Origin of the sequence: Fluviicola sp. (assembly GCF_029266855.1) — a bacterium.
Taxonomy (GTDB): domain Bacteria; phylum Bacteroidota; class Bacteroidia; order Flavobacteriales_D; family Crocinitomicaceae; genus Fluviicola.
In genome coordinates this window covers 215,036-227,282 of sequence record NZ_JAQSWB010000001.1, presented here as the reverse complement: position 1 = coordinate 227,282, position 12,247 = coordinate 215,036, and the positions used below count along the sequence as shown (strand labels likewise).

Sequence of the window (12,247 nt, the reverse complement as noted above, 5' to 3'; positions counted from 1 at the left end):
AGGTTTTCAACGCTCAGTGTTCTTTAAAAATTGAGGTGACTTCAACTCCCATTGACGCTTAGGTCAAGGTTTTCAACGCTCAGTCACCGTTCAAACCTGTTGATTTTGCAGTTCAGTCAGGGTTATTTTCAATTCTGCCAAGCGATTTGTCTTTCCTTTTTCACGGATATTCAATGCCGTTATAGTATAAAAGCGGTGAGTTTCACCTAGGAAACGAATCTGCATTCGAATCCAGTCTTCCTCAGATAAATCCATTCCGAACGCAATCATTTCATCCCTTAATTTGGATGCAACAACATAATAATCTGCTCTTCCCAGGTAATCATGATCGGCATCACACAAAATTTCCTGCAACAGTCCCACCGGTTCGATATCCAAAGCCGTCGCCAGGATCATTTCACGGATTTGCTGGATCTGGATTGCATTAAATCCGTATTTCGGAAGCATTTGCTCCATTAATCTTACTGCATGAAGCTCATTCTGATGATAAGTAAAAATAAAACCTGTATCATGGAATAAGGCAGCAGTTCTGAGCAAGAGCATTTCCTCCTCATCCAAACCCTCCAGTTTTCCCAAACGGATAGCGGCTTTTTCCACATTCAGGGTATGCCCCAGGTCATGATAAATTACTTCGTCCGGCAGCATGGATTTGAGTTTATTCAGAATATCACTTCTCATATGTTCAAAATCGACCGTTGCAATCTGGCACAGAACGCGCAATTCAACGGAAGGAACCTTTCCGTTCGCGTACAAACTGTATTCCGACTTCAGGGATTCCAATTCAAATATTTCCATCGAACCTCCCCGCTTTTTGATCGGAACATTCCCCAGATCCTTCGTATCAAAATAGCTGCAACATTCATCATAGATCGCCTGAGTGATCGTGATTTGGTCAATTCCACTAAACTGCTGTGCTCTTGCGGCGATATTTACCGTATCTCCCCACACATCAAATGAATATCTTTTAGAACCAATGATCCCGGCAACCAATGGTCCGGCGTGAACACCGATTCGGATTTCCCAAAAGTCCTTCTTCATGGCTTTCGCCAGTTCCTTCTCATTCCGGATGAAATTGCGCATTTCCAAAGCAGCCATACAGGCTCTTAAAATAGGTTCGTTATTATCCTCATTCACCCCGGCAATAGCCATATAGGCATCACCGATTGTCTTGATCTTTTCCAGTTTGTAACGTTCCACAATCTCATCAAAGGCCGTAAAGTAATATTCCAGCCGTTTTACCAGTTTGATCGGCTTGATCGATTTCGATTTCATAGAGAAGTCCACAAAATCAGTAAACAACACTACCCCTTTGTCGACCCTTTTAGGAGAGAATTTTCCGTACTGATTTAAATCGTCCAATACATTCTCAGGCAGGATATTCCCAAGTAACTGAGCAATTCGCTGGTCTTTATAATAGAGTGATTTGTAGACATCCAACTTTGCCTGGATCAGCAGGGGATTAAACGGTTTGGTAATAAAATCCACAGCACCCGAATTAAAGCCCTTCAACAATTTGGAACCGGTTCGCGTATTTTCAGTAATAATGATGGAATAATGCGTGTGAGAAGCATGCACCTGCAGCAAATCCTTAAAATCGTCCATTGATGAAAAATTCGGACTATCCACATCAATCAGGATAATACCAACCTCCCGCCGTTTCAGAATTTCATGTGCATCTTCAATGGAATCGCAAAACAGCAAAATATTTCCTCCTCCGCCGAGGATTTCCTTTATTGCTAATTTATCTGAATCTTTTTCGTCAATAATTAGAATATTAATCAGGCGCTCCATTAATGAATCAGTTTATTACAGTTGTTTACTAAAATTGAAAGTAAACATAATCTTTAAAAAAATGCAATTATAAGATTGAAAGAAATTTCCAACCTTCTGCGATTTAAACAATCTATCGTTAAGAATAATATCGATTCTATTATTAAGAATTGATTAAAAAAATTATATTTGTTCAAACTTTTTAAAATAACTATGAAAAAACTTTTACTTTCTTTATCAGTATTCGCTGCAACATTCGCTGCAAATGCTCAAATGGACACTCTTTCTGGTCACTGTAGCTCATCAACATTATTTTCAGGTTTGTTGGATGATGTAATGCCTATCGATTCAGGTTTCATCGTTGGAAACAATATGTACGGTGACAAAGCTAAAATGCAATTGTTTGATGCAACTCACGGTGTAACAGGTGGTGGTACAATTAATGCTATCGCAATTCCTTGTATTTTCAAAGCAGGTGCAGGAAATATGACTTTCGCTATCTGGGCTGATAATGCAGGACAACCTAATTATGCTGCTCCATTAGCATCAAAAGTTGTTGCATTAACTGCAATTGATACTGCTCTTGCTTCTACAATGGGATTGGCTGACGGAAACTTCTTTAACAATGTAATTACCTTCACAACTCCGGTTGCAATTCCTGCTAACGGGAAATTCTGGGCTGGTTTTATTTTGCCAACAGGAGCTGGTAATATTTTCGCTACAGCATTGAGTACTCCATTCGCTGGTGACGGTGCAACTCATACTGGTGAGATTCAAGGTGATGATGCATTTGTTTTATTTGATGATCAAGTATCTCCAAACAGTTGGGGACTAGATGCTGCAATTACAGTTTTCCCTATCGTTGACTTTACTTTAGGATTGAACGAGAACGAAATCACTTCTTCTGTTTACCCTAACCCGGCTAATGCTGAGTTGAACATTAAAACAACTGAAGAGGTTGCTTCTGTAGTTATTACAGCAGCAGATGGAAAAGTTGTTGCTACTTCTAACTCAAGCAACATTAATGTAGCTGAATTGAATGCAGGAATGTACATTTACCAAGTAACAACTATCTCTGGTAAAGTTGGTACAGGAAACTTCGTTAAGAACTAATTGAAACTTCAATTATAAAGAAAGCCCTGACGATAAATGTCAGGGCTTTTTTATTTCTATTAAGCTATTGGACAAAAAATAATCGCCTATGTTTAAGACAATCCGGAGATTACTTCATCAATGGATTTAGTGCTTCCCTTCAGTTCCAGAACCTTTGAGATCACACTGTCAATAATAGAATCCGGACAGGAAGCCCCGGAAGTAATCCCGATCTTAGTCCCCTTCATCCATCCTTCGATTTGCTCGATCTGATGCGTATGAATATTGAAACTCCGAATCGTATCTACACTTAAGATCTCCGTTTCATCCTTTATAAAATAAACAGTGCAACGCTGTTCAAGTAACTCTACTAAATGAGAAGTATTTGAACTGTTATATCCGCCAACCACTATTGCGAAATCCAGAGGTTCATTCATCAAGGCTTCCGTAGCACTTTGATTGTCATTTGTAGCATAACAAAGTGTGTCGCGTGTATCTGCAAAAGTTTTATTTACGTTTGCCTGCTCAGCAAAATCTTCCGTTACCCTTTTCAGAAACTCAGCGATTTCCTGGGTCTCACTTGCAAGCATCGTTGTTTGGTTAATTACCCCGATCTTACTTAAGTGGGTCTCCGGATCGAAGTTTGGAGTATGTTTTCCTTTAAAAAAGACATAGAACTCGTCCTTTGAAGCTTCACCCGTAATACATTTTGCCAAAAAAGCAGCTTCTTCCATGTTCTTGACGATGACAGCTTCAGAATTTAAAGCCGTATGAGAAAAAGTTGCCCGTGTTTCTTCGTGATCGTATTTACCATGAATAACCAATGTATGCTTTTCGCTCCCCAATTTCTCTGCCCTATTCCAAACTTTCTCTACGAAAGGGCAAGTGGTATTGTACTTTTCGGTAGAAACACCGCGATCCTTTAAAATCTGTTCGATTTCCAAAGTTGTCCCGAATGCAGGAATAATTACCACATCATCGGGGTTTAATTCTTCCCAGGGAATCAATTGTTTTCCGGAAGTATCCTGGATAAATTCGATGCCGCGTTGTGTCAGATCCTCGTTCACTGTCGGATTGTGAATCATTTGACTTAAAAGAAAAATACGCTTTCCGTGATTTTCTTCAACCGCACGATAAGCAATTTCGATCGCATTTTCTACTCCATAACAGAATCCAAAATGTCGTGCGATATAGAGATGAAGATTTCCGAAATCCAGAAATGTAGACGAGAAATCCTTTTTCCTGGGATCCTGGTTTTTACGAAACGCCTTCACTTTTGAAATAATCGGCGAACGAAATATGGACGGAATATCAAATTGTTTCATCTTCAAAACAAAGGTAATGAATTGCCGGATACAATGTTTTATTTGAACCGCGGAGAGCGAAAAGAACGCAAAGGCGGACATTCACATCTATAAGCGACTTGAAATGTAGTCTTAAATTTCATTTGATATCTCCCACAGATGAACACGGAGGATCACAGAGAATAATACTCTCTTTATTTTTCTCAATACTCAATAGGGAGAACAAATAGCAAGTTCGAAATGAAAAAGGATTTTCCCTTCAAGAAAAATCAATATCCTCATATATGATCAAAAAATAAGCCCCGACTTTCTGTTGAAACATCGGGGCTGAATCTAAGTTGAATTTTACTAACGAGTAAATAACATTTCTCTGAATTTCGGCAAAGGCCATAACTCATCGTCTACCAATAACTCTAATTTATCTGCATGGTAACGGATTTCGTCAAAATAAACTTTTACCTTATCACAATATGCTATTGCTTTTTCTTCGGAATGCTCAATTTTATTGGCCGCTTTCCTAGCCTGAAGCATTGTATCACAGGTAGCTTTCATTTTATTCAAATGCATCGAAATTTTGGTAACCAATTCGATTTGAGCTGCTGCTGCATCTTTTCCAGCCTTTTCACCCAAGGCATTCATGATTCCCTGGATATTTGTCAACAAGCGGTTTTGATATTCAAATACGGCAGGTAAAATATGCGTCTGAACCAAATCTCCCATCAATCGTGCTTCGATTTGAATTTTCATGGTATAGCTTTCATATTCGATCTCCTGACGCGCTTCCAATTCACGTGGAGTCAATACGTTCATTTCATCAAACAGCTTCACGAATTTTTTTTCTCCCCATGCTTTCAATGCACGTGGTGTATCCTTGAAATTATTCAAACCTCTTTTTTCAGCTTCCTTCACCCACTCGTCTCCATAACCGTTTCCTTCGAAACGAATTCTCTTCGATTCCTTGATCAGGATCTGAAGTTCTTTCAGAATAGCTTCATCCTTCGCCTCACCTTTATCAATACGCGCATCTACACTCACTTTGAACAACTGCAATTGTTTCGCCATAATGGTGTTCAGCACGATCATTGCCGATGCACAGTTTGCCGAAGAGCCAACAGCACGGAATTCGAATTTGTTCCCGGTAAATGCAAACGGAGAAGTTCTGTTTCTATCCGTATTATCCAGCATGATCTGCGGAATTTTACCAATATTCAGTTTCAATTCTGTTTTCTCTTCCGGAGTCATTTTTCCGGCTTTCACGTTCTGCTCCAGTTCGTCCAGCATACCCGACAACTGGGAACCGATAAATGTGGAGATAATTGCCGGAGGAGCTTCGTTTGCCCCTAAGCGGTGATCGTTATTTGCGGAAGCAATACAAGCCCGCAACAAATCATCATTATCATGAATTGCTTTAATTGTATTCACGAAGAAGGTCAGGAACTGTAAGTTTGTTTTCGGGTTTTTCCCAGGCTGCAACAAGTTCACACCCGTATCAGTAGACAAAGACCAGTTATTGTGCTTTCCGGATCCATTTACCCCTGCAAACGGTTTCTCATGCAACAAAACTCGGAAGTCGTGCTTACGTGCAATTTTTTCGAGCAAATCCATCAACAACATATTGTGGTCATTTGCCAGGTTACATTCCTCAAAAATCGGCGCACACTCGAACTGATTCGGAGCAACCTCATTGTGACGCGTTGTAACCGGAATTCCCAACAAAATTGCTTCAGTTTCAAACTCACGCATGAAAGCTGTTACACGTTCAGGAATAGAACCGAAATAATGATCCTCCAATTGCTGACCTTTTGCAGGCGCATGACCAAATAATGCACGACCGGTCATCATCAGATCCGGACGACAGTTAAACAAAGCCTGGTCTACCAGGAAGTATTCCTGTTCCCAGCCCAATGTTGCATTTACTTTTGTAACGTTCTTATCAAAATACTGACAAACCTCCACAGCTGCTTTATCCACAGCATGCAAAGCTTTCAATAAAGGCATCTTGTAATCCAAAGACTCACCCGTATAGGAGATCATAATCGTAGGAATACACAAAGTCTTGCCGATTACGAAAGCCGGAGAAGACGGATCCCAGGCAGTATATCCTCTTGCTTCGAAAGTGTTTCGAATTCCACCGTTCGGAAAGGAAGATGCATCCGGTTCTTGCTGTACCAACAATTCTCCGTCAAAACGTTCAATTGCACGTCCCGGTCCTACAGGTTTAAAAAATGCATCGTGCTTTTCTGCGGTTGTTCCTGTTAACGGCTGAAACCAGTGCGTATAATGTGTGGCTCCTTTTGTCAATGCCCAATCTTTCATTGCAGAAGCAACCTGATCAGCCATTTTACGATCCAGGCGAGTTCCGTTTTGGATGGACTCCATCATAGATTTATATGCATCTGAAGGAAGGTATTCCCGCATAACTTCTGCATGAAATACATTTTTTCCGAATAAATCGGAAACTTTCCCATCATAATCGATGTGTTTTGGTGTACGATTGAGTACATCCTGATACGCTTGTAATCGCTTTGTTGCCATGAATCCAAAATTTTTGACAAAACTACAATTTTTAGAGGGGGTATTCCAATAAAAAGTATGAAATTTTATAAACACCCCCTGTTAATTTCAACTTATATGATCAAAAACCATATAAAAACAGGAAGAGAACAATCTTTTTACCGTGTGAAAGACATCTTTCAAAAACTTCCTGTCAAACAAATGATTCACAGATTGTTAAATAAATAATCAAGCACGTAACTTTCATTTTTTTTCTTTAACTTACTTTTTAATTGAAAGATTACATCATGGGCTTGTTTAATTTTTTTCATAGAAAGAATATGGAGACAACTAAAGAAAAACCCCAACCGGTCACTGAAAATCATTTGGTAGTTATTCAGTTCTTTTATGGAATTGAGGACCTGAATGAGTTGCATGAGTTGGAAAAGCAATTGGATTCAAACATTACAATTAATGCCCTTGGGAAATATGAAGGACATGAAATTTCAATGGATTTCGGAGACGGTTATCTTTATTTCAACGGGGAAAATGCCGACCAGATCTTCCAGGCCATCAAACCCATTTTGGAGCAGCATTATTTCATGGATAAATCGATTGCGACATTACGTTTCGGTTCTTTTGAAAATCCAATGGCTACCGAAAAAGACTATTGCATTCGATTCTCGAAATTGAATCCAAATTAGCATCTGAAATTTCATTAAAATCTCTTATGTTTACAAGTGTAAATTACTTGTCATGAGAACTTTCTGTTTCCTATTATTTACCATTTTCGTTCCAATGTGTTATGCTTCCCCGCAAAGCCTGATGGATCAATTCGATCATTGGGGGACACAAAATTCCACCGACCAGGAACTCGCAGATGAGATTGCGCGAAGAAAAAAAAGCGGCACGGACGAAAATTTTGTTCTCGCACTTGAATATTTTCTGACTTCCCGCAAAGAAAACTCTATTGAGCGCGTAGAACTGCTTATCAGACTGGCAGAAAGGAACAGCGGTAAAAAGAATTTCTATAGTGCTTTCGCCAATTATCACTTGTCCTGTGTACTTAACGCGTATAAAATATTTCCATTTGCACTGGAATACTCCAATCGCGCGATCTATTATTCCAAGGCTATCGGTGAAAAACGCCTTTTATATTATTCTTATAAAAACAAGGCCGGGATTTACTTCCAACTGATGGAATACCAAAAAGCATGCAACGCATTCATTGACGCACAGAAACACAATCCTGTGACGAACTTCAAGGAAAGAGCATCGGATTACAATAACATCGCTTTATGTCATTACGAACTCAAACATTATGAAAAAGCATTGCATAATTATTCAAAAGGGTTGGAGATCCTTAAAACACTGCCCGGAGAAAAAGAAGACGCTTTCTATGAATTAATTCTTGGAAACATGGGAAGTACCTATGTACAAATGGGAGAAATTGAAAAAGGAAAAAAGATATTAAACGATGAAGCCGAATACTATCGTCAGAACGGCTTCTTTTCTGCAAATTATCTCAGTACTATGATTCAGCTTCTTTCACTTGCGGATCGACTCAATGACGATACCGAATTGAAGAAACTTTCCCGGGAATTGTATGAAGGGTTGAACGATTCAAAAATTGCAGCGAACTCGAACAGTTTGACAGCTATAGATACTTTAATTACTATTGCTGCACGCAAACCGATAGGTGTAACGGAAAAATCGCTTAGCATTTTAAGAAACCAAATACTGATCAATCACCTCACTCAAAAAGAAAAACTTCACGACGACCTCAGCAATTTTCTTTACGAAGAAAAAATCAAAGCGCTGGTAGAAAAAAGTATCAATGAGAAAAAAGAAGTAACCGCTATTCAGCAGGGTGAGCATTCAAAATTCGTCGTTGCGCTAATTATATGTCTTGCTTTTTTAATTATTATCATTGGCGGCTACCTGATTCTTCGATCACGGGTTGAAAAAAATAAACGGGAGTTGATTGCTCAAAGGCAACAGGAAGAAATGATCAAAGCACAGCAACAGCTTCTTGAAAAAGAAATGGAGAGCCAGCAGCAGCAACTCAGAACACTCGTTACCAATCTAAAGATCAAACATCAGAAGGAAACCGGCTTTCTCGAAAAAGTGAAACAGCTGAAAAGAAACCGTAATATAACGACCGAGCAAGTGATCCAGGAACTCCAGATCGGACTTACCAACCTCTTTGATATCGATAAAAAGATGATCGTAGAAAGTCCGATACCGCTCGACCTGGATCAGGATCTAAATTTGAAAATAAAAGAAAAGCACCCTGAACTCACTCAGACGGAACTTTTAATGTGCAACTATTTTGCAAGCGCATTAACTGCAAAAGAAATCGGATTATTACTAAAACTAAGTGACGTATCCGTTAGAGTCGCAAAAAACAAAATAAAAAACAAGATTGGCTTATCAAAAGAATCCAATCTGAATGAATATCTGCAATCATTGTACAACTAAAACAGATACACTTCAATGGATCAATTCGTATTTAATTGATTCATTCACATGCTATTAAAGGTGAAATATCGTTTTTAGCGCATCCAAATTCGCTTTCGGCAGATTAACGAAAAAAAAGATTCAGCCAACTAACAATCAATTAGTTAGGTAAGTGGTATTAACGAAAAAAATCTCAAAACAGCCTTGCAAATAACGTCAATTAACGCTTCTTTTTTTTTTGCTCAATCGATATAAGTGACATTTGCCATAATAACGCTACAACTATAAATTATGGCAATCAAAACTTCTACTCAACTAAAAACATTTTTCATTTTCCTCCTGATTCTCAGCTACAGTAATTCCAGAAATACTGCACAGGCGCAATGCACATTCGGCGGGACTCAATATCCCGGCACATCTGTTGCCGTACCAGCAACGAACGGAACAACTGCTACCGTCTCCACTTGTAACTATTTCGGGGAATATTCGGTTTTGACCGGGTTCACTGTGGGAAATCAATATACTTTGACTGCTCCCGGCGGATACGTAACTGTTTTTGATGCTTCAAACGTAGCAGTTGCCTGGGGGAATTCTCCATTGAATTTCATACCTCCCTCAACAGCAACTTACAAAGCACGCTGGACAGCTATCGGATGCGGTACGGATGCAACCTGTCACACCACCACAGTTACACTGGTCGGGCCAACAACACCGATGGTTTACAACAGTTCTACCGTCACTCAAAGTTCAACTTCCTCTACAGTGAATTGTGCATCCGATGTACAGGTAATTCGTCTGGAAGTCTCGGTAAGCGGAGGAACTTCCCCTTTAAGTCTTACCAATATTCAGACAAATTTTACAGGAACCGCTCCAATTGCAGGAATACCGGCATCACGAATCTATTATACCGGAACATCCGGTACTTTCGCAACAAGTTCCGTTTTCGGAAGCGCAACCGCCTCAACTTCTGCTTACAACATTTCAGGAGCTCAAACCCTGGCAACCGGGACCAACTATTTCTGGCTGGTGTATGATCTGAGCACATCTGCAACGGCCGGAACAACAATTGATGCAGCAATCACTCAATTTACACTGTCAGCTGCCAATTACACGCCTTCCACCACTGCACCAGCAGGAAGCAGGACTACAACTGCCTGTTATGCGCCGGGTGGTGTAAATTCGGGGTTGGAAACATGGTTAAGAGCAGATATTGGAACAAGCGGGACCGCATCAATGACCGGCTGGTCAAACCAGGTTTCAACCGGAACTGCCACAAATCTCAATGGGAATCCATCACTGAACCAGACAAATACTTCATATAACTATAATTATTACGTAGACTTTGCTGCTCCGGCAGCGACGCTTGACGGCGGTGTTGCAGCCAGCAGACAATGTATTTTACTCAACGGATACACGGGAATCAGTGGCATTGACTACAAAACCCTATTCTTCACCTTTCAGCTGAATGATCTAACCCGTTTAAATACTCATACTGCAACCGTTAAAGGAGTAACCATGTCAACACCTACAAACGGAACCTGGCATGGAGATGCGAACGGAGCGAGTGCTTCGATCCTATTGGAAGCTTACGACATCAGCGATTTCGGAACCGGTTCACCTGCAGGCACCTGGCAGCGGAATCAAGCGAATATTCTATCCAACTCTAATCATGTAAATACCAAACATATCTTGTCTGCACTTTGCCAAACCGGGGGAAATACGACTCTTAACGCTTTTCTCGGCGGACAGGATGATCAAACTCCTTCAAGCGGTTTTGCCGGTCATGTACGCGACTGGAAAGGTCCGGCAGCTGAGATCATCGGGTTCCGGAATGCATTAACCGTTACCGAAAGAAGAAAGGTGGATTCTTATCTGGCAATCAAATACGGGATCACTTTACCGAACAACTATTTAAGTACTAACGGTACAAACATTTTCACTGTCGCTTCGCCTTACAACAATAATATCATTGGAATCGGCAGAGATGATGCAGAACTCTTGAATCAAAAGCAATCACATTATGACGATGATAATGCGCGGATTTATTTGGGTGCGCTGGCTGCTATGAATCCGGCGAACGGTTCAAGCTTCTCAACAGACGGATCTTATGTCGTTATGGGAGATAACAGTGGTGCATATTGTGCAACAGCTGCTTCCATCTCAGAGATGCCCTTAGGATTAACGAATTGCCTTCTTTATTCCCGCCTGGAACGCGAATGGAAAGTTACACGTACCAATATGGCACAAAACTACAACATGGATGTAAAACTGGCCACATGTGGTGCCCCGGGATCCGTTGATATCACCCACCTGCGTTTATTGGTAGATGACGATGGCAATTTTGCAAACGGCGGAACCCAATGTTATTACAATGGAGACGGGACAGGAATTACATTCAGCTATTCAAGCCCAACGATTACTGTCAGTAACATCAGTGTAACACATATACCAAACAACGCGACAAGATTCATCACCATTGCATCGATAAATCCAATCACCCCGCTTCCCCTTACCCTTCTTGATTTTCAAGCTACTTTAAACAAAAATCACAGGTATGTTGATCTTGTTTGGTATACGGAATCCGAAAATAACAGCGATTACTTCGAAGTTCAAAAACTGGAGGGAAAAGATTGGAAGACAATAGACTATGTGCAGGCACAGGGAGAATCTACACTAATTACCAGGTATGCAAGTATTGATCCATCACCTGTTGTTGGTGTAAACTACTACCGATTAAAACAATTTGATCTGAATGGAAGCTACACCTACTCTGATATTCGTGTTGTAAATCTCGATTTGGGATCTGAAATTTATTTATTCCCGAATCCGGCAACGTTTAATGCGCAACTGATCCAAAAAAGGATTGCAAACAAAACAATTACCATATTGGATAATGCAGGCAGAAAAGTAAGTCCTGAAATACATGTTATTTCTGATGATTCTCTTGAAATCAGGACAGATAATTTGGCTAATGGGGTATACCTGATTTGCATAGAGGATCATCCGGAAATACTCAGGTTGGTTGTTAATCACTAACCATTTTAAATCAAAGAGAGAAGGTTAGAACAAAAGAGGGGCTTAATTGCCTCTCTTTTTTGTTTCATCCTGTTTTCCGAATCACAGTTTTA

Annotated in this window: 7 protein-coding genes; 4 read left to right on the top strand and 3 right to left on the bottom strand. The window is 40.2% G+C overall.

What is annotated here, in order from left to right; genetic code table 11:
* Positions 1-90 precede the first annotated feature (90 nt).
* Positions 91-1,791 carry an adenylate/guanylate cyclase domain-containing protein gene (locus tag K0S23_RS00975; protein ID WP_300353021.1) on the bottom strand — a complete coding sequence of 567 codons (1,701 nt, stop codon included), beginning with the start codon at positions 1,789-1,791 and terminating at the stop codon, positions 91-93.
* A 192-nt stretch (positions 1,792-1,983) separates the two neighbouring features.
* Here K0S23_RS00975 and K0S23_RS00970 point away from each other — a divergent pair, with 192 nt between their 5' ends.
* Entirely contained in the window at positions 1,984-2,883 is a 900-nt protein-coding gene (locus K0S23_RS00970; protein WP_300353019.1) for a T9SS type A sorting domain-containing protein, read from the top strand.
* A gap of 92 nt (positions 2,884-2,975) precedes the next feature.
* Here the strand turns inward: K0S23_RS00970 and K0S23_RS00965 are convergent, their stop codons facing one another.
* Together K0S23_RS00965 and K0S23_RS00960 are read right to left on the bottom strand one after the other, a co-directional pair.
* Positions 2,976-4,187 (bottom strand): 4-hydroxy-3-methylbut-2-enyl diphosphate reductase, encoded by a 1,212-nt coding sequence (locus K0S23_RS00965; RefSeq protein WP_300353016.1) that lies wholly within the window; start codon positions 4,185-4,187, stop codon positions 2,976-2,978.
* A gap of 327 nt (positions 4,188-4,514) precedes the next feature.
* Entirely contained in the window at positions 4,515-6,701 is a 2,187-nt protein-coding gene (locus tag K0S23_RS00960; RefSeq protein ID WP_300353013.1) for a glutamine synthetase III, read from the bottom strand.
* A 299-nt stretch (positions 6,702-7,000) separates the two neighbouring features.
* Between K0S23_RS00960 and K0S23_RS00955 the strand changes: the two genes are divergently transcribed.
* From K0S23_RS00955 to K0S23_RS00945, 3 genes are all read left to right on the top strand, one after another.
* Positions 7,001-7,363: a hypothetical protein gene (locus K0S23_RS00955; RefSeq protein ID WP_300353010.1), complete on the top strand. Its 363-nt coding sequence runs from the start codon at positions 7,001-7,003 to the stop codon at positions 7,361-7,363.
* Positions 7,364-7,415: 52 nt separating this feature from the next.
* Positions 7,416-9,140: a tetratricopeptide repeat protein gene (locus K0S23_RS00950; RefSeq protein WP_300353007.1), complete on the top strand. Its 1,725-nt coding sequence runs from the start codon at positions 7,416-7,418 to the stop codon at positions 9,138-9,140.
* A gap of 270 nt (positions 9,141-9,410) precedes the next feature.
* Complete coding sequence (locus K0S23_RS00945) at positions 9,411-12,155, top strand: BNR-repeat neuraminidase N-terminal domain-containing protein (protein ID WP_300353005.1); 2,745 nt, start codon at positions 9,411-9,413, stop codon at positions 12,153-12,155.
* Positions 12,156-12,247 lie beyond the last annotated feature (92 nt).

Coding starts and splice junctions, on each gene's coding strand:
- K0S23_RS00975 (WP_300353021.1), bottom strand. CDS start 1,791: ATGGAGCGCCTGATTAATATTCTAATTATTGACGAAAAAGATTCAGAT.
- K0S23_RS00970 (WP_300353019.1), top strand. CDS start 1,984: ATGAAAAAACTTTTACTTTCTTTATCAGTATTCGCTGCAACATTCGCT.
- K0S23_RS00965 (WP_300353016.1), bottom strand. CDS start 4,187: ATGAAACAATTTGATATTCCGTCCATATTTCGTTCGCCGATTATTTCA.
- K0S23_RS00960 (WP_300353013.1), bottom strand. CDS start 6,701: ATGGCAACAAAGCGATTACAAGCGTATCAGGATGTACTCAATCGTACA.
- K0S23_RS00955 (WP_300353010.1), top strand. CDS start 7,001: ATGGAGACAACTAAAGAAAAACCCCAACCGGTCACTGAAAATCATTTG.
- K0S23_RS00950 (WP_300353007.1), top strand. CDS start 7,416: ATGAGAACTTTCTGTTTCCTATTATTTACCATTTTCGTTCCAATGTGT.
- K0S23_RS00945 (WP_300353005.1), top strand. CDS start 9,411: ATGGCAATCAAAACTTCTACTCAACTAAAAACATTTTTCATTTTCCTC.